Source organism: Stenotrophomonas veracruzanensis (assembly GCF_032911525.1).
GTDB lineage: Bacteria > Pseudomonadota > Gammaproteobacteria > Xanthomonadales > Xanthomonadaceae > Stenotrophomonas > Stenotrophomonas africana.
Map to the genome: position 1 here is coordinate 66,200 of NZ_JAWJTI010000012.1, position 19,921 is coordinate 86,120.

The 19,921-nt window shown below is 64.4% G+C and carries 11 protein-coding genes; 7 read left to right on the plus strand and 4 right to left on the minus strand.

All coding sequences use genetic code 11. From position 1 onward, the window contains the following. Positions 1-30: 30 nt before the first annotated feature. Positions 31-885 carry an iron-sulfur cluster carrier protein ApbC gene (gene apbC, locus R1H25_RS10420; RefSeq protein WP_049447715.1) on the minus strand — a complete coding sequence of 285 codons (855 nt, stop codon included), beginning with the start codon at positions 883-885 and terminating at the stop codon, positions 31-33. 214 nt (positions 886-1,099) lie between these two features. On the opposite strand from apbC, the gene R1H25_RS10425 reads away from it, so the two are divergent. The 7 genes from R1H25_RS10425 (at position 1,100) to R1H25_RS10455 (ending at position 17,670) form a co-directional block, all read left to right on the plus strand. Next, entirely contained in the window at positions 1,100-3,895 is a 2,796-nt protein-coding gene (locus R1H25_RS10425; RefSeq protein WP_049447717.1) for a TonB-dependent receptor domain-containing protein, read from the plus strand. Between the two features lie 362 nt (positions 3,896-4,257). Next, positions 4,258-7,080 carry a TonB-dependent receptor domain-containing protein gene (locus R1H25_RS10430; protein WP_057501225.1) on the plus strand — a complete coding sequence of 941 codons (2,823 nt, stop codon included), beginning with the start codon at positions 4,258-4,260 and terminating at the stop codon, positions 7,078-7,080. An 864-nt stretch (positions 7,081-7,944) separates the two neighbouring features. After that, positions 7,945-10,935 (plus strand): TonB-dependent receptor domain-containing protein, encoded by a 2,991-nt coding sequence (locus tag R1H25_RS10435; RefSeq protein ID WP_373695560.1) that lies wholly within the window; start codon positions 7,945-7,947, stop codon positions 10,933-10,935. A gap of 189 nt (positions 10,936-11,124) precedes the next feature. Next, complete coding sequence (locus R1H25_RS10440) at positions 11,125-13,227, plus strand: M13-type metalloendopeptidase (RefSeq protein ID WP_317223532.1); 2,103 nt, start codon at positions 11,125-11,127, stop codon at positions 13,225-13,227. A gap of 158 nt (positions 13,228-13,385) precedes the next feature. After that, positions 13,386-15,395 carry a M13 family metallopeptidase gene (locus tag R1H25_RS10445; protein ID WP_049447722.1) on the plus strand — a complete coding sequence of 670 codons (2,010 nt, stop codon included), beginning with the start codon at positions 13,386-13,388 and terminating at the stop codon, positions 15,393-15,395. Between the two features lie 124 nt (positions 15,396-15,519). After that, positions 15,520-16,014, plus strand: a complete 495-nt coding sequence (locus R1H25_RS10450; RefSeq protein WP_317223533.1) for a VOC family protein — start codon at positions 15,520-15,522, stop codon at positions 16,012-16,014. Between the two features lie 72 nt (positions 16,015-16,086). Next, a complete protein-coding gene (locus R1H25_RS10455) occupies positions 16,087-17,670 on the plus strand; it encodes an NAD(P)/FAD-dependent oxidoreductase (protein ID WP_317223534.1) in 1,584 nt (527 codons plus the stop codon). 90 nt (positions 17,671-17,760) lie between these two features. Here R1H25_RS10455 and R1H25_RS10460 read toward each other — a convergent pair whose 3' ends face one another. From R1H25_RS10460 to R1H25_RS10470, 3 genes are all read right to left on the minus strand, one after another. After that, on the minus strand, positions 17,761-18,435 hold the full coding sequence (locus tag R1H25_RS10460; protein WP_032128229.1) for a rhomboid family intramembrane serine protease: 675 nt from the start codon (positions 18,433-18,435) through the stop codon (positions 17,761-17,763). Positions 18,436-18,528: 93 nt separating this feature from the next. Then, positions 18,529-18,867 carry an MGMT family protein gene (locus R1H25_RS10465; RefSeq protein WP_223224586.1) on the minus strand — a complete coding sequence of 113 codons (339 nt, stop codon included), beginning with the start codon at positions 18,865-18,867 and terminating at the stop codon, positions 18,529-18,531. Further along, positions 18,864-19,784 carry a DMT family transporter gene (locus R1H25_RS10470; protein ID WP_308305010.1) on the minus strand — a complete coding sequence of 307 codons (921 nt, stop codon included), beginning with the start codon at positions 19,782-19,784 and terminating at the stop codon, positions 18,864-18,866. Before R1H25_RS10470 ends, R1H25_RS10465 begins: the two co-directional genes overlap by 4 nt. Between the last annotated feature and the right edge of the window lie 137 nt (positions 19,785-19,921).

The following is a 19,921-nucleotide window of genomic DNA, read 5'->3' on the forward strand; positions in this document are numbered from 1 at the left end:
GCGCCGGCGGCTTTTTCTTTGCAGCTGTGATCAGAGCAGCGACGACAGGATCGGAATCGAAGCGCGCGGGCGCTTGCCCACTTCTTCGATCAGGCGCTGCGCGGCATGGCGGTAGGCCTGGGCCGGGACCGAATCGGGCTGCGCCACGGTGATCGGCGTACCAGCGTCGCCCTGCTCGCGGATGCCGATCTGCAGCGGCAGCGAACCCAGCAGCGGCACACCGTACTGCGCGGCCATGCGCTCGCCGCCGCCCTCGCCGAACAGGTGCTCGACGTGACCACAGTTGCTGCAGGTGTGCACCGCCATGTTCTCGACGATGCCCAGCACCGGCACCTCGACCTTCTCGAACATCTTCAGCGCCTTCTTCGCATCCAGCGTGGCGATGTCCTGCGGCGTGGTGACGATCACCGCACCGGCCAGCGGGATCTTCTGGGTCAGGGTCAGCTGGATGTCACCGGTACCCGGCGGCAGGTCGATCAGCAGGAAGTCCAGGTCGTCCCACAGGGTGTCGTTGAACAGCTGGGTCATCGCCGACGTGGCCATCGGCCCACGCCAGATCATCGGCGTGTCTTCCTCGATCAGGTAGCCGATCGACATCGTATCCACACCGAACGCACGCAGCGGCTCAATGCTCTTGTTGTCGGGGCTTTCCGGGCGGCCTGACAGGCCAAGCATGGCCGGCACGCTTGGGCCGTAGATGTCCGCATCAAGGACACCCACCCGGGCGCCCAGCTGCTGCAGCGCCACTGCCAGGTTCACCGACGTGGTGGATTTGCCGACACCGCCCTTGCCCGAGCCGACCGCAATGACATTGCGGATGCGGGCATGTGGCGTCAGTCCCTTCTGGACCTGGCTGGCATGGGGGCGACGGGGAGAACTGTTCACAACGGGCACCAGCGGTATCGGGGGGAATAACCCAACATCATACAAGCTGGACGTAGCCTGACTGAAATTCAGGATTGCTACAGATTCGTGCACAGGTTGTTAAGTTCATGTTACGTTCGCTAAGCACTGGTTTTGGGCTGCGTCGCTGTTTCACGGCACGCACGATGGCGCATGCGCAGTGCCGTATTCGTATTTGCTCTTTGAACGGAACTACATGAAAGACCTTCGCAATTCCGCACGTCGCAACACCCTCGCTGTCGCCTTGATCTCCGCCCTGGTCGCCGCCTCGCCGGCAATGGCCCAGGACAAGGCCACCAACCTGGACAAGATCACCGTCACCGGCTCGCTGATCCCGCAGACCCAGGTTGAGACCCAGACCCCGGTCATGACCATCAGCGCTGAAGCCATCCAGTCGCGCGGCTTCAACAGCGTCGCCGAAGTGCTGCAGCAGTCCTCGCTGACCACCGGCGGCATCCAGGGCGGCCAGACCTCCGCCTCGTTCACCCAGGGCGCTGAAGCCGCTGGCATGTTCGGCCTGAACCCCGGGTACACCAAGTACCTGATCAACGGCCGCCCGATGATGTCCTACCCGGCGCTGTACAACGGCGGCGACGCGTTCAACAACATCAGCGGCATTCCGATCGACATCGTCGAGCGCATCGAAGTCCTGCCGGGTGGCCAGTCCTCCCTGTACGGTTCGGACGCGATCGCCGGCGTGGTCAACATCATCCTGAAGGACCACATGGAAGGCGGCAGCCTGTCCGTGCGTGGCGGCACCACCACTGAAGGCGGTGGCAGCAGCTTCCGCATCAGCGGCGCCCACGGCTTCTCGGCGCTGGACAACCGCTTCAATGCACTGGTCAACGTGCAGATCGAAAGCAGCAACCCGATCTGGGGCTACCAGCGCGACCTGACCAAGCAGAACAACACCCACGGCTACACCGCACAGCTGCCGTCGAACGACTTCGCCGTCATCGACGCCAAGACCAATGCGCTGTACATGATGGACCCGAGCAACTGCGCCAACGTCGCCGGCCAGTTCGATGGCACCACCGTGCTGGCCAACCGCCCGACCGGCCAGTCCTGCGGTTCGGTCTTCGGCGCCGGCTACAAGACCCTGAAGAACGGCAAGGACAGCGGCCAGTTCTACTCGTCGATGACCTTCGACGTGAACGACAACTTCCAGCTGTTCGCCGACGTGCTGTACAGCAAGGAAAAGACCGAATACACCTCGGGCTCGAACTACCTGTGGTGGGGCACCAAGAGCGGCATGGGCGGCTTCTACGACCAGGCGTCGGGCAAGCTGGTCAACCTGCAGCGCGCGTTCGCTCCGGAAGACATCGGCGGCGAAGGCTACAAGGGCATCCTGAACAACGACAAGAGCCGTGCTTACCAGGTCACCCTGGGCGGCAAGGGCGCGGTCGGCAACTGGGACTACAGCCTGAGCTTCACCCGCGGCGAATACCGCCTGGATGAAAGCAAATTCCAGCGCTTCGGCAATGCCATCAACAGCTACTTCGCCGACAAGGTGCTGGGCCCGCAGCTGGGCACCAAGGATGGCTTCGGCATCTACAACACCAACTGGGGCGCGTTCTACTCGCCGATCTCGCCGGAAGATTTCGCTGGCTTCACCGGCTACACCACCAACCATGCCCGCACCTGGCAGAACCTGGCACGTGCGCAGGTCACCAATGGCTCGCTGTTCTCGCTTCCGGGCGGTGATGCCGGCCTGGCCGTGGTCGTCGAAGGCGGCAGCGAAGGCTGGGACTACAGCCCGGACCAGCGCCTGCTGGACGGCGATGTGTGGGGCTCGTCGGCTGTTGCCGGCAACGGCCATCGCAGCAACTACGCGGTGACCAGCGAGCTGCGCATGCCGCTGCTGGAGTCGCTGACGGTGACTGCTTCCGGTCGCTATGACGCCTTCAAGATCGCCGACAACACCGTCGACAAGGCCACCTACAGCGTGGGCGTTGAGTTCCGTCCGATCGAAAGCCTGCTGTTCCGCGGCAAGTACGGCACCGCCTTCCGCGCGCCGACCCTGCCCGACGCCTTCCAGGGCCGCAGCGGCTACTACGCTGCCAACTCGACCGACTACTACCGTTGCGGCGAGCTGGGCTACACCCCGGGTAACACCGACGCCTGCCGCTACGCCGACAGCGTCTCGGTCTACTCCGAGCGTGCCGGCAACCCGGACCTGGAGCCGATCACCGCCGACGTCTGGAACGCGGGCATCGTCTGGGCGCCGATGGCGAACCTGTCGATCTCGGCCGACTACTACAACTGGAAGATCGAGAACGAAGTCGATACGGCCAGCACCGACCAGCTGCTGCTGGCTGAGTACTACTGCCGCAACGGCCTTCCGAACGGCTCCTCGGCCACCTGCCAGAACGTGACTGACTGGGTCACCCGTGACTCGGCCGGCAACCTGAGCTCGCTGTACACCCCGAAGATGAACGTGGCCCGCCAGAACCTGCAGGCCGTGACCGTCGGCTTCAAGTACCTGCAGGACATCGGCCGCTTCGGCTCGCTGCAGTTCTCGGGCAACTACACCAACATGCTGAAGCGTGAAGTGCAGGCGCAGCCGGGTGAGGACTTCCAGGACCTGCTGGGCAACCCGAAGTCGATGTGGAACTACGACAGCTACGCCAAGGTCCGTTCCGACGCGTCGGTGGCCTGGTCGCTGGACAAGTGGACCACCACGCTGTACGCGAACTACATCGGCCACACCCCGAACTACCTGGCAGGCCTGAACGGCTACGAGTACACCCACGCCGCGTCGGGCTACAAGGCAGGCAAGTGGGCTTCGTACACCACGTACAACCTGAGCGTGAACTACCGCGCGCAGGATGACCTGACCCTGTCGCTGATGGTCAACAACGTGTTCAACAAGATGCCCGAGCAGCAGGCCCACAGCTACCAGGGCACCTCCGGCACGCCGTTCAACAACTACCTGTACAACGTCTACGGCCGCACCGTGTACGTGCAGGCCAAGTACGACTTCGGCAAGTAATCCCGTCGTTTTCCGGACTTAGTGTCTGGACCAGGCCCCGCTTCGGCGGGGCCTTTTTTTTGGGCAATGAACAACCCGGAAAATAATCTAATAAATGTCTCGATTATTAATACGGTCATTTGATCGACATTCATTTCGCCACAATCGGCAAAACCAGACAGTATCTGCAAGTTGTTGTTTGAAAAGAGAAGAGGACGGAATTGTGACGAAGCTCGTCAAGCTTGGTTACAAATCGGTGCATTTCAAATTAAGCGCATGTTAGGTTTCAGCGACCGCGCGCGGCATGACCTGTTGACGCGGCCGAACAGAAACCGAGCCCCTGGAAGGGAAAACGCGTTCTTACGATCACACGGAGTAATCGCATGTCTCGCAGTCGCTTCTTGTTCTCACGCCACCCGCTCACCAGTGCCGTGCTCAGCGGCTTGTTCCTTGCCAGCGCCAGCACTGTCGCGCTCGCTCAGGAAAGCAAGAGCGCGGCCACCAACCTTGACCGCGTCACGGTCACCGGGTCGCTGATTCCGCAGACGCAGATCGAAAACCAGACGCCGGTGCTGACCATCAGTGCTGAGGCGATCCAGGCGCGCGGCTTCTCCAGCGTTGCCGAAGTGCTGCAGCAGTCCTCGCTGACCACCGGCGGCCTGCAGGGCGGCCAGACCTCCGCGTCGTTCACCCAGGGCGCCGAAGCGGCCGGCATGTTCGGCCTGAATCCGGGCTACACCAAGTACCTGATCAACGGCCGCCCGATGCTGTCCTACCCGGCGCTGTACAACGGCAGCGACGCGTTCAACAACATCAGTGGCATTCCGATCGACATCGTCGACCGCATCGAAGTCCTGCCTGGCGGTCAGTCGTCGCTCTACGGTTCGGACGCGATCGCCGGCGTGGTCAACATCATCCTCAAGGAACGCATGGACGGCGGCACCCTGAACGTGCGTGGCGGCGCGTACTCGGATGGCGGCGGCGCCAGCTTCCGCGTGAGCGCGGCCAACGGCTTCAACAGCCGCGACGACCGCTTCCGCGCACTGGTCAACGTGCAGTACGAAAAAACCAACCCGATCTGGGGCTACCAGCGCGACATCACCACGCAGAACAATCCCCGGGGCTACACCCGCCAGCTCCCCTCGAACGACTTCCTGGTCTTCGATGCGGAAACCGACGACTTCCTGATGATGGACCCGAACAACTGCGCCGGCGTTGCCGGCCAGTTCGACGGCACCACCATCCTCGGTACACGCCGCGCTGGACAATCTTGCGGCTCCGCGTTCGGCGCGGGTTACAAGACGATCAAGAACAGCAAGGAAAGCAGCCAGTTCTATTCGTCGCTGACCTACGATGTGAATGACAACCTGCAGCTGTTCGGCGATGTCCTCTACAGCTACGAAACCGTCAAGTACAACACCGGTGCCGGCTACAACTACTGGGGCACGGATATCAGCATGGGTCCGTTCTTCGATCAGTCCAGCGGTCGCTATCTGGGCCTGCAGCGCGTGTTCGCCCCCGAAGACATCGGCGGCGGTGGCTACCGCGACATCATGAATACCGACCGCAGCAAGTCCTATCAGGTCACGTTCGGCGCACGCGGTTCGATCGGCAGCAACTGGGATTACGAGGCCAGCATCACCCGCGGCGAGTACAAGCTCAATGAGCGCGGTTATGCGCGCTGGAACGATCCGATCAACAACTGGTTCGCCGACAACGTGCTGGGTCCGGTGCTGGGCGAGACCGATGATGGCTACAACATCTACAACCCGAACTGGGGCGCCTTCTATTCCAGACTGCCAGACGGGGCGTTCCAGAGCTTCACCGGTTTCACCACCAGCCGCAGCCGCACCTGGCAGACCCAGACCCGGGCCCAGCTCACCAACAGTTCGCTGTTCAAGCTGCCCGGTGGTGATGCCGGCTTTGCGGCAGTCGTCGAGGGCGGCAGTGAAGGCTGGGACTACACCCCGGATGTACGCCTGACCGACGGCACCGTGTTCGGAACCACCTCCGTGGCCGGCAATGGCCACCGCAGCAACTATGCGGTGACCGGCGAACTGCGCCTGCCACTGCACGACATGCTGACGGTGACGGCCTCGGGTCGGTACGACAACTTCAAGATCGCCGGCAATACCGTTGACAAGCCCACCTACAGTATCGGCGTCGAGTTCCGGCCCTTCGAAAGCCTGCTGGTCCGCGGCAAGTACGGTACCGCGTTCCGCGCACCGTCCCTGCCCGATGCCTTCCAGGGCAAGAGCGGTTATTACGCCAATGGCTCCAAGGACTACTACCGCTGCGGCCAGCTCGGTTTCGATCCGTCCAACACGGTGGACTGCCGCTATGGCAGCGTGTCGGTGTTCGGCACGCAGTCGGGCAATCCGTCACTGAAGCCGATCACTGCCGATGTGTGGAACGCCGGCCTGGTGTGGGCGCCGATCAACAATCTGTCGGTATCGCTGGACTACTACAACTGGAAGATCAAGAACGAGGTCAACACCCTCAGTTCCGACCAGTTGCTGCTGGCGGAGTATTACTGCCGCAACGGTCTGACCAACACCGCAGGCGCCACCTGTGACGAGGTGGCCAACTGGGTCACCCGTGACGCCACCGGCGCCCTGGAGGAGATCTACACGCCAAAGCTGAACGTGGCGCGCCAGAACCTCGAGGCGCTCACCGCGAGCTTCAAGTACGTGCAGGACATCGGCCGCTTCGGCTCCCTGCAGTTCGCCAGCAACTACACCAACATGCTCAAGCGCGAACTGCAGCCGCAGCTCAATGATCCGTTCCTGGACCTGCTGGGCAACCCGTACGCGATGTGGGTGTATGACTCCTACGCCAAGGTCCGCGCCGATGGCTCGATCGGCTGGGCGTTGGACAAGTTCACCACCACCCTGTACTTCAACTACATCGGCCGCACGCCGAACTACATGTCCTACCTGGGTCGCGGCTACGACTTTGTCGACCCGACGTCCGGCTACAAGGCCGGCAAGTGGGGCTCGTACACCACCTACAACCTGAGCGTGAGCTATCGCGCGATGGACAACCTGACGTTCTCGCTGATGGTCAACAACCTGTTCAACAAGGTGCCGGACAACCAGCAGCACTCCTATGCCGGCAACATCGACGTGCCGTACAACAACTCCCTGTACAACGCCTACGGACGGGCGATCTATGTGCAGGCGCAGTACGACTTCGGCAGGAAGTAAGCCCCTCCCTGCTGGACGCCCCGCCCAGGCGGGGGCGTTCCTGCAGAACACCAGGACCCCGCTCCGGCGGGGTCTTTTTTGCCCGCTTCCGGCCAAAACGCTGAAATGGATTTTCAATCTTTACTTTCTTGCAACAACCCCCTGAAAAGTCGCGGAATGAAACCTTGCCGACCTGGCTCGACACCCAAGGCCGTTGGATCTGAAAGGAATGGGGCATCGGCAATCACGTTGATCCGCAGTCAGGCGGCACTGCCGGCAACACGAGGCACGCTCTGAGCCCAGCGGAAGTTGGCGACATTGGTGCGCAGCACAACTACGTTCAAAAGCCGTTCGAACGGCCTACCGATCTCCCGCCCGAGCATTGATCGCCTGATGAATCCAATGCCTCGCGGACGGGTTGCTTCGCCGCCTCGTGCAATCTTGAGGTGATGCTGCAAGGCGACCTGGCCGGGCCGGCTGCAGGCGGGTGGGATGTCCCGCCTTGCAGGACGGTCGTCACCCCCTGACCCGCCGGCCTGCTGCAGCTGAACGCACCGTACAGGCATGTCGGGCACAGAGACCCTCGGGTCCCCCGCGCATGTCTCCCCGCGCAAAGCCAACCGCCACTTTGCGCAAAGTTGACCTTAACAGCCCATTCAGCATTCGCTGGAAGATCTCGATGCCGCGATTACAACTGATACCAAGTCGCTGTATTTGTTGCACTTTTATGTAGCCAACTGATGCGGAATGTGTCAGCTCTCCCAGCAAATGGCCAATTTGCGTTAAGACCATGTTAGGTTCGCGTCAAGTCAGGACGACATCTGAACATCAACATAACAACTGCACGGAAGCGAAAGAATTCTGTCCACTAGGGGGATCCACTCGATGACGTACAACCGCACTCCCGGCCGCCACCCGCTGACCAACGCCCTGCTGGTCGGTCTGATGATGGCCGCTGCCGGCCCGGCCCTGGCCCAGGAAGCCAGCTCAGGTTCCAACCCGATCGACCTCGATCGCGTCAGCGTGACCGGCTCGCGCATTGCGCGTACCGGCTTCGTGACCCCCTCCCCGGTTACGGCCATCACCGCCGAGGAAATCCGTGCCACCGGTGCGAACAACATCGGCGACCTGATGACCCGCCTGCCGGCGCTGACCCCGACCTATACCCTGGGCAACTCGACCCGCTTCATCGGCACCGCCGGTGTGGGTCTGATGGACCTGCGTGGCATGGGCACCTCCCGCACCCTGGTACTGGTCAATGGCCGCCGTCACGTCGGCGCAACCTCCGGCTCCTCCGCCGTGGACGTCAACACCATTCCGGTGGAATGGATCGAGCGCGTGGAAGTGATCACCGGTGGTGCATCGGCGGTGTATGGCGCCGACGCTGTGGCTGGCGTGGTCAACTTCATCATGAAGAAGTCCTTCGACGGGGCTGAAGTACGCGGTCAGACCGGCATGGCCAGCGAAGGCGGCTTCAACCGTTCCTTCATCAGTGCCTCGGCCGGCACCGACTTCGCCGGTGGCCGCGGCAACGCCGCTGTCGCCCTTGAATACAGCAAGCAGGACCGCTTCGTCCGCACCGACCGCGCCATCGGCAACGAGTTCCTGGTGTCGGTGCGCAACCCGAACTACGACAGCAGCAAGCCGTCCAGCGAAAGCAACCCGGAAACCGTGCTGGCCGGCCCGGGCGGCAACCACTCGATCTCCTTCGGCGGTACCTTCAACATTGGTACCTTCAACCCGAACAATCCGGCTACCTGGGGCAACCGCTACCAGTTCAACCCGGATGGCACCTTCCGCAAGCAGCGCTACGACGGCACCGTGGTCAGCGCAACCAGTTGCGTGAACTGTGATTTCGCCGACCTGAACTCGGTTGCCGACCTGCAGCCGAAGTTCGACCGCAAGAGCATCAACACGGTCGTCAACTTCGACCTGACCGACAACCACCGCCTGTACTTCGAGGGCAAGTACACCGAAACGGTGTCCGACTTCCTGGCACAGCCGTCGTTCGACCAGACCCTGCGCATCCAGCGCGACAACGCCTACGTGTCGCCGGAACTGCGCGCACTGATGACCAGCGCCGGCCTGAGCCAGCTGACCCTGAGCCGCTTCAACGTCGACGCCGGCCAGCGTGGTGAGCACGTGGAGCGCAACACCCAGCGCTTCGTGCTGGGCATTGAAGGCAACCTGACCGAGAACTGGACCTACGACGTTTACGGCAATTGGGGCCAGAGCGAAGTCAAGCGCTGGAACCTCAACAACCGCATCAACGAGCGTTGGCAGGCCGGCCTGGATACCGTGGTCAACCCGGCCAATGGCGAGATCGTCTGCCGCACCACGCTGAACCCGAACGCGACCAATCCCAACAACGGCAACCGCGTGTACTCGCAGTTCGCCCGCGAAGGCTGCGTGCCGTTCTCGGTGTTCGGCAACGGAGCTGTGACCCAGGCCGCGCGTGACTGGATGAACGTCAATTCGTTCAACTACTCGCGCCTGCAGCAGTCGGTGTTCAGCGCGTCGCTGGCCAACGGCTCGCTCTTCAGCCTGCCGGCCGGTGACGTCGGCGTGGCCGGTGGTGTCGAATACCGCCGCGAAAAGAGCCGCGAAATCACCGATCCGCTGGCCGCGCAGGGCCTGACCTTCCTCAACGCCATTCCCAACCGCATGGGCAAGTACGACGTGCGCGAGGCCTTCGTTGAAACCACCGTGCCGCTGCTGGCCGACATCCCGGGCATCTACAACCTGACCCTGGACGCCGCAGGCCGCTGGTCGGACTACAGCAGCATCGGCAAGACCACCACCTGGAAGGTGGGCCTGGACTGGACCATCATCCCGTCGCTGCGTGCCCGCGGCACCCTGTCGCAGGCGGTGCGCGCACCGAGCATCGGTGAGCTGTACAACCCGCAGAGCGAAAACTTCGCCACGGTCAACGACCCCTGCAACTACCTGGCCACCAACCCGAACCGCCCGAACACCGCGGCGGACCCGGCACTGCGCCAGGCCAACTGCTCGGCGCTGGGCGTGCCGGTCGGCTGGGTCGACACCTACACTGCCACCCGCCCGGGCGTCAGCGGCGGCAATCCGGACCTGAAGCCGGAACGCGCACGCAGCTTCACCTATGGCCTGGTCTGGCAGCCTGATTTCCTGCAGGGCTTCGGCATGTCCGTCGACTACTGGTGGATCAGTCTGAAGGACGCCATTGGTGCGGTGACCGCGCAGACCAATGCAACCCGTTGCGTGGATTCGCCGGGGGGGATCAACAACAGCTTCTGCGGCTTCATCGAACGCGCACCGGTGGGCGGCAAGACCGATGCTGGCGGCCGCACCTTCCCGGAGTACTCGATCAGCCGCTGGGTTGCGCTGAACGAAAACCTGGCCCGCTCGCGTCGCGTCGGCGTCGATCTGGAAATGGACTACCGCTTCAAGCTGGCCGAGGGTGACACCGTCATCCGCCTGGTGGGCACCCGTCTGCTGCAGTCGCGCGAGTGGGCCTTCCAGGCCTTCCCGAACGAGTACGACGAGAACGTCACCTGGGTGACCGATCCGCGCTGGCGTGGCCAGTTGCAGACCAAGTACTCGCTGGGCCAGTGGCGCGCATCGTGGGACATGACCTACGTCGGCCCGAACCTGCGTGTGCAGCCGAAGAGCTACCAGGCCAACCCGGGACAGACCAGTCCGATCCGCAACGGCTCGTACACGTACCACAACTTCCAGTTCGGCTACCGCTTCCCGGGTGACAAGATCGACGTCTACCTGGGCGTCGACAACGCCTTCGACAAGGACCCGCCGGTGAACTACTTCGGCTCCGATGTCGGTTCAGCGATGTACGACAACATCGGCCGTTACATGTATATGGGCGCCACCTACAAGTTCTGATCCATCCAGAACCGCAGCACCCCGACAGGCCCGGCTTTTGCCGGGTCTGTCTTTTTCCGGCCGCGGCCCTGCCCCCTTGCGCCCGGCCATGACCTTCGACACCCTTGCAGGTCAGGCTGGCGGCGTATCGTTCGGCCCACGGCCGTCCTGCGGCCCTTCCCTGACTCACTCGGCCTGGAGGCCATTCAAGTGACCCGTAATCCCAAGATCGTGCTGCTGACCCTGGCCGTTTCGGCCGCATTGGTTGGCTGCGGCAAGACTGAAGCCCCGGCCAAGGACGCCACCGCCTCCACGCCGGCTGCGGCCGAAGCCACCCACTACACGCTGGACGAGAGCAAGCTGCCGGCCTACAACGCTTTCCAGCCCAGCGATCTGGATGCCAGCAAGGACGCCTGTGGCGCCTTCGGCGACTACGTGAACAGCAAGTGGCTGGCCGCCAATGAAATTCCGGGCGACCGCACCAGCTGGGGTGCCTTCACCATCCTCGACGAGCGCTCGGTGGCCGTGCAGCACCAGCTGGCCGAGCAGGTCGCGCAGGTGAAGAACCCGAACCACATCGAGAAGATCGTCGGCGACCTGTGGGCCACCGGCATGGACGAGGCCAAGATCAACGCGCAGGGCATCGAGCCGTTGAAGGCCGACCTGACCGCGATCGACGGCCTGCAGGACAAGGCGGCCATTGCCAACTACCTGCGCAGCAGCGCCGCCAAGGGCGACAACGTCCTGTTCGGCTTCGGCGCCGAGGCCGACTTCAAGAACTCGGCCGTGAACATGGCCTACGCCAGCCAGGGCGGCCTGGGCCTGCCGGACACCACCTATTACACCGACGCCAAGAATGCCGACAAGCTGAAGGCCTACCAGGCGCACGTTGCCAAGGTGCTGGAGCTGTCCGGCATCGCTGCAGCCGATGCAGCCAAGCAGGCCGAGGACGTGGTGAAGTTCGAGACCCGCCTGGCCAAGGCCTCCAAGTCGCGCGTGGAGCTGTCGCGCAACGTCGAGCTGTTCTACAACCCGGTCACCCTGGCCGACGCCGACAAGCTGACTCCGAACTTCAGCTGGACCGAGTTCTTCAAGTCGCAGGGCGTGGCCGCGCCGGAGAAGTTCTCGCTGGCCATGCCGGCTTTCCATGAGGAAGTAAGCAAGGCGCTGGGCGACACCGATCCGTCGGTGTGGCGCGCCTACCTGCGCTTCCACACCGTGGACAGCGCCTCGCCGTACCTGGCTGACGCCTTCGTGCAGGAGAACTACGAGTTCTACGGCAAGACCCTCAACGGCCAGAAGGAACAGAAGCCGCGCTGGAAGCGCGTGCTGGGCACCATCGAGAACGATGCCGGCGAAGCCTTCGGCCAGCTGTACGTGAAGGTTGCCTTCTCGCCGGAAGCCAAGGCGAAGATGGAAGAGCTGGTGAAGAACCTGGCCGCCTCGCTGAAGGAACGCATCCAGGGCCTGAGCTGGATGAGCGAGGAAACCAAGGCCAAGGCCATCGCCAAGTGGGAAACCTTCACCCCGAAGATCGGTTACCCGGACAAGTGGCGTGACTGGGCGGGCCTGCAGACCCAGCGCGACAGCTATCTGGGCAATGTGCGCGCGGCCAGTGAGTTCAACTACAAGTTCAACCTGTCCAAGATCGGCAAGCCGGTGGACAAGACCGAGTGGGGCATGACCCCGCAGACGGTCAACGCCTACTACAACCCGCTGCAGAACGAGATCGTGTTCCCGGCCGCCATCCTGCAGCCGCCGTTCTTCGATCCCAAGGCCGACGACGCGCTGAACTACGGCGGCATCGGTGCGGTGATCGGTCATGAGATGACCCACGGCTACGATGACCAGGGCGCGCGCTTCGGGCCGACCGGCAACATGGAAGACTGGTGGACCCCGGCCGACAAGAAGAACTTCGAAGGCCTGACCGGCAAGCTGGTCAAGCAGTTCGACCAGTACAAGGTCGACGGCCAGGCGGTGAACGGCCACCTGACCCTGGGCGAGAACATCGCCGACCTGGGCGGCCTGGCCACCGCCTACGACGCGCTGCAGAAGGCCTCCGCCGGCAAGGAAGATGCAAAGGTCGATGGCTTCACCCGCGACCAGCGCTTCTTCTTCAACTGGGCCACCGTGTGGCGCACCAAGTACACCCCGGAAAACGCCAAGGTCCGCCTGGCCACCGACCCGCATGCCCCGGCGCAGTTCCGCGCCATGGGTGCGCCGTCGAACCTGCCGACTTTTGCCGCGGCCTTCCAGTGCAAGGCCGGTTCGCCGATGGCCCGCACCGGCGAGCAGCAGGTGGTGATCTGGTAAGCCACGGCTGACGCTGCGGCAGACCTGCAGAGGCCCGGGAATTCCCGGGCCTTTGTTTTTGGCGGCGCCCTGCGAGCGCGGCGTGATGCGTGCATGCCGCGTCGATGCGCGGCTTGCTATAGTGCGCGCGCCCTCAATCCATCACGGATTCGTTCCACATGCCCAACTTCCGTCCGCTTGCCATCGCCCTGGGCATCAGCCTGGCGACCCTGGTCCCGACCCACGATGCGTTCGCCGCCGCCAAGAAGAAGGCCGCACGCGCTCCGGCCGTCAGTGCCCAGTGCAGCGACTTCTATGACGCTACCAACGCAGGCTGGCTGAAGGCCAATCCGGTGCCGCAGACCGGCGCCACCACCGCGCTGGGCCAGCTGGTTGATCGCAGCCGCCAGCAGCAGCGTGAACTGCTCGACGCCGCGATGAAATCGCCGCAGGGCAACGTGCAGAAACTGCTGGGCGACTTCTGGGCCAGTGGCCTGGACGAAGCCGCCGTGGAAGCGGACGGTTCCAACCCGATCGCCCCGCTGCTGACCCGCATCAACGCCATCAAGAAGGCCAAGGATGTGCCGGCATCGATCGCCGCGCTGCACCAGGTCGGCATCCCGGTGGCCTTCAACTTCGGCCCCGACGTCGATCTGAAGGCGCTGGACCGTCACATCGGCTACTTCATGCAGGGCGGCATGGGCCTGCCGGACCCGGCGTTCTATACCCGCACCGACGCCGACACCGTAGCCCTGATGGGCCGCTACCGCGCCTACGTCAAGCAGATCCTGGCGCTGACCGGCACCCCGGCCGCCAAGCTGGATGCCGAGTCGCAGGCGGTGATCGCGCTGGAAACCGAGCTGGCGCGCAATGCGCAGTCGCTGGCCGGCATCAACAACCCGTTCAACAACTACGCGCCGATCTCCACCAAGGAGCTCAACAGCCGTTACCGAAATCTGCAGCTGGATGCGTTCCTGAAGGCACAGGGCGTGGATGACGACCTGGTTTCGCTGGCCGACCCGGGCCTGTTCAAGCAGCTCGACGGCATGGTCACCAAGCTCAAGCCGGACCAGTGGAAGGCCTACCTGCGCTGGCGCGTGGGCGACTCGATGGCGCCGTACCTGTCCAAGGCCTATCGCGACGCCGAGTTTGAATTCCGTGGCCGCGTGCTGCGTGGCGAGACCCTGCCGCCGCAGCGTTGGGAAGACGTGCTCGATGCGATCAACGTGGCCGCTGGCCCGATGGTCGGCCGCGAATACGCCGCCCGCTACCTGTCGGCCGAAGACCGTCGCCAGGCGGCGTGGATCGTCGACAAGGTGCGCGAAGTGCAGATCGAAGCGGTCAAGAACAGCAGCTGGATGAGTGCCGAGGCCAAGACCGAAGCGCAGGCCAAGCTGGCCGCGCTGAAGATCGAGATCGGCACCCCGCTGCGCGACCTCGACTACAGCGTGCAGCCGATGGGTCGTGGCTCGTTCGGCGGCAACATGCTGATTGCTTCAACCTGGCGCCATCGCGAGGAAATGAAGCGCATCGGCAAGGGCAACGCCGACCGCCGTTGGGACGTGCTGCCGCAGCAGCCTTCGCTGGCCTACGATCTGGCCCAGAACCGCCTGATCGTCACCGCCGCGATCCTGCAGGGGCCGGTGTTCAACGCCAAGGCTGACGCCGCCGACAAGTTCGGCAGCTTCGGTGGCCTGGTCGGCCATGAGCTGACCCGTGCGATCGACGCCAAGGGTGCGCTGGTCGACGCCAAGGGCGAGCTGCGCAGCTGGTGGACCCCGGCCGACAAGACCGCCTGGACCCTGCTCGGCAACCGCGTGGCTGCGCAGTACGGCGCCTACGACTTCCCGGGCGTGAAGGGTGCCAAGGTCAACGGCACGCTTACCCAGGAAGAGAATCTGGCCGACATCGCCGGTCTGGAACTGGCCTGGGCGGCCTACACCGCACAGGAACCGAAGGCCAAGCAGACCCAGCAGCAGGGCTTCTTCCGCGCCTGGTCGGCGCTGTGGGCGCAGCAGCTGTCTCCGAACGAGGCCGTGCGCCGCCTGACCGCCGACATCCGTGCACCGGGCCTGTGGCGCAGCAATGGCACGCTGGCCAACCTGCCGGCCTTCGGTGCCACCTTCAGCTGCAAGGCCGGCCAGCCGATGCAGCGCAGCGAAGCCGAGCAGATCAAGGTCTGGCGCTGAACCAGCTGCCACACGGTAATGCAGAGGGCGCCTTCGGGCGCCCTTTTTTTTGCGGGTGCAGCACGATCCCGGGTTAACACCGGGCGTGCTATCGCTGCAGCTTCGTCCAACGCGGAGCCCCGACATGGCACACAAGAACACCGTCTGTGTCTGGTACGACAACGGCGCGCTCGATGCCGCCACCTTCTATGCCAGCATCCTGCCCGACAGCGCGGTGACCGCGGTGCATCACGCACCGGGCGACTACCCCGACGGCAAGGAAGGCAACGTACTGACCGTCGAATTCACTGTCTGCGGCATCCCCTGCGTCGGTCTCAATGGTGGGCCTGCGTTCAAGCACAGCGAAGCGTTTTCCTTCCAGATCCAGACCGAGGACCAGGCTGAGACCGACCGTCTGTGGAACGCCATCGTCGGCAACGGTGGCCAGGAGAGCCAATGCGGCTGGTGCAAGGATCGCTGGGGCATCTCCTGGCAGATCAGCCCGCGCATGCTGATCGAAGCGGTGACCAGCAAGGACAAGGCATTGGCCAAGCGCGCCTTCAACGCGATGATGCCGATGAAGAAGATCGACATCGCGACCATCGAAGCGGCAATCAAAAAAGGGGACGGAGGGGATTAAGTCGTTTCTCCCCCTGCGCTCAGATGCAGATTGCGACTTGATCCCCTCCGCCCCCTTTTTCCAGAGGTGCTGATGTCCTGGGATGCGATCATCATCGGTGGTGGCCACAATGGCCTGGTCTGCGCCGCCTACCTGGCACGTGCCGGAAAGAAGGCGCTGGTCCTTGAACGGCGCGGCGTGCTCGGCGGCGCCGCAGTCACCGAGGAGTTCCATCCCGGCTTCCGCAACTCGGTCGCGTCGTACACGGTCTCGCTGCTGCAGCCGAAAGTGATCGACGATCTGCAGCTGCATGCGCATGGGCTGCGCATCGTCGCGCGTCCGGCCAACAACTTCCTGCCATTGCCGGACGGCCGCCACCTGTTGTCGGCGCCTGGCCGCACCCAGGCCGAAGTCGCCAAGTTCTCCGAGCGGGACGCACAGCGCCTGCCCGCGTACGAAGCACGCCTGGAGATCTTCGCTGACGTGCTGCGCGCATGGGCCTTGCGCGCGCCGCCGGACCTGGGCGTAGCAGGCGGTTGGCGTACCCTGCCCGCCCTGTGGCAGATGGGGAAACTCGGCCGCGAACTGGCGACGCTGGATGCTCCGCTGCGCCAGGAACTGCTGGACCTGTTCACGCTGTCGGCGGCCGAGTATCTGGATCGCTGGTTCGAAAGCGAACCGATCAAGGCGCTGTTCGGATTCGATGGCATCGTCGGCAACTATGCCAGTCCCTACACGCCGGGCAGTGCCTATGTGTTGCTGCATCACGTGTTCGGCCAGTGCAACGGCGTGAAAGGTGCATGGGGCCATGCGATCGGCGGCATGGGCGCGATCAGCCAGGCCATCGCTGCCGCTGCACGCGAGGCCGGTGCGGAGCTGCGCATGGAGGCTGGTGTGCAGCGCGTGTTGATCGAGCAGAGTCGCGCAGTGGGCGTGGAACTGGCTGATGGCGAAGTTCTGCGCGCACGTGCGGTGATCGCCAACGTCAATCCAAAGCTGCTGTACGAACAATTGCTGGAACCGTCGCAGGTGCCCGCTGCCACACGCGAACGCATGGCGAACTGGCGCTGCGGTTCGGGCACGTTCCGGATGAACGTGGCGCTGTCCCGGCTGCCGGATTTCAGCGCCCTGCCCGGCCGAGGCGATCACCTCAGCGCCGGCATCATCATGGCACCCAGCCTGGACTACATGGATCGCGCCTGGCTGGACGCCCGCCGCGATGGCTGGTCACGCGAACCGATCGTGGAAATGCTGATTCCCAGCACGCTGGACGATTCCCTGGCCCCGCCCGGACAGCATGTGGCCAGCCTGTTCTGCCAGCACGTGGCACCGGTGTTGCCTGGGGGCCGCCATTGGGATGATCACCGGGAAACCGTGGCTGACCTGATGATCGCTACCGTCGAACGCTATGCGCCCGGCTTCGCTGACAGCGTCCTCGGTCGGCAGGCGTTGTCGCCGCTGGATCTGGAACGCACCTTCGGCCTGGTCGGTGGCGACATCTTCCACGGCGCGCTGAGTGCCAACCAGTTGTTCTCGGCGCGGCCGATGGTCGGCCAGGCTGGCTACCGCGGCGCCCTGCCCGGCCTGTACCTGTGCGGTTCGGGAACCCATCCCGGCGGCGGCGTCACCGGTGCGCCGGGCCACAACGCAGCGCAGGTGGTGTTGCGGGATCTGTGAAGGTGTGCCGACCAACGGTCGGCACCCACCTGCATGGGAGAAGGTGTGCCAACCAAGGTTGGCACCTACAGCATCAAATGATCCTTCGGATCATTTGACGCTGCGCAGATGGTTCGGGCGCTTCGGTGGACCCGGCGGGCGGCGCTTGTTGAACGGCGATTGCCCGCGCCAGTAACGGATCAACAGCCAGCCGAACAGCATGCCGCCGAGGTGCGCGAAATGGGCCACGCCCGGCTGCCAGCCGGTCATGCCCAGGACCAGCTCACCCACGCCAAACAAGATCACGAAGGTCCGCGCCTTCATCGGAATCGGCGGGAACAGCAGCATCACCCGCTGGTTCGGGAACAGCATGCCGTAGGCCAGCAGCAGGCCGAACACGCCGCCGGAGGCGCCCAGCACCGTGGCCGGGTTTTCCAGCAGCGTCCCCACCAGCAATTGACAGACGCCGGCACCGGCCACGCACACCAGGTAATAGAGCAGGAAGCGCTTCTCGCCCCAGGTCTGCTCCAGCGGCGCGCCGAACATGAAGACGGCCAGCATGTTGAAGAACAGGTGCCCGAAGCTGCCATGCAGGAAGCCATAGGTCAGCAGCTGCCACGGCTGGAAGTTGCCCCCCGGCGAGAACGCATCGAAGCCCTGCTGCAGTGGTTGCAGCATGAACGGCTCGAAGGTCTGCATGCCGAGCAGGAACGGCTGCTGCAGCAGGAACAGGATCGCATTGGCGATCAGCAGGGCCTTGGTGACGGTTGGCAGTCGCGGGAACATGGGAGCACCGGCATGGAACGGCCTCCATCATAGCCGCAGCACCGTGTCTTGTTGGCGACCCTCACGTCCGGCCTGTTCAGTCGCCAGCGGTGCTCAGCCCGGGCCCCACACGGCAGCATCCAGCGCCGCCGCCGGATCGGTCGCCGGCATCCGGACCCGGCCGTTCTCCACCCGCACGCCCTCGGCACGCAGCCGCTGCGACTGCTCGCGCCACCCAGCCGAACCTTCTTCCATGGCGATGCGTCCGTCCGAGCGCAGCACGCGGTGCCAGGGCAGGTCCGGGTCATCGTTCTGGCCGAGGATGCGAGCGGTCAGGCGCGCACGCCCGGGCAAGCCTGCGCGCATCGCCACCTGCCCATAGCCCATCACCTGCCCCGCCGGGATCGCGCGGATCACCGCCAGGATGCGCGCACGCGCCTGCTCCGGCGTCAGCGCCGCAGGCGGGTCACCAGCAGTACGCCGATCAGCACCAGCACGGTGCCGGCGATCTGCGCCGGCCCCATCGGTTCGTCGAGCAGCCATAGGCTCATCACGATGGTGGAAACAGGGCCCAGCATACCGACCTGCGCGGCCAGCGACGAACCCACGCGCTGCACCGCCAGCATGATCGCCAGTACCGGCAGCACCGTGCACACGGTGGCATTGACCAGCGACAGCCACTGCACCGGTGCCGGCGCCTGCCACAGCAGCGGCAGCGGATGGGTCACCGCGAAGTGCAGCAGCACCAGCACGCTGGCCACGCAGCTGGCGTAGGCGGTCAGCCGTACCGCGCCGATGCGCGCCACCACTTGCCCACTGCCGAACAGGTACAGCGCGTAGCTGAGCGCGCTGCCCAGCACCAGCAGGCTGCCGACGATGATCTGCCCACCCTCGCGCTGCAGGTCATGGCCGAAGGCCAGCAGCACGCCCAGATAGCTCAGCACCAGCGCGCCGATCTGCCAGCGGCCGGGGCGCTGGCGCGCCAGCAGCACGTTGATCAGCAGCACCAGGGTCGGGTTCAAGTAGAGGATCAACCGCTCCAGCGTCACGCTGATGTACTGCAGGCCCTGGAAGTCGAGCAGGCTCGACAGGTAGTAGCCGGTGAAGCCCAGCCACAGCACGCGGGCGCGGTCGGCCCAGGACAGCGGCTCGGCCCGGCGTGCGGCCCACAGCGCCATCAGCGCGAACAACGGCAGCGCCATCAGCATGCGCAGCGCCAGCAGCGTGGTGGCATCGACGCCATGACGCAGGCCCAGCTTGACGATGATGGCCTTGCCGGAGGCGGCGATAGCACCGATCGCGGCCAGGCCGATGCCACCCAGTGCGATGCGTGGGGAAGCGGTAGCGATGCGGGAAGCGGGGCTGGACATCAGGACGACGGCGGGCCGCGCGGGGCGGCCCGGAAAGGCGTGGGGGCGTCCATTGTCGCATGGGTGCGCCTGGTGCCCGCCTTGTAGAGTCGAGCCATGCTCGACTGCCTTTCCACCGCAGTCGAGCATGGCTCGAC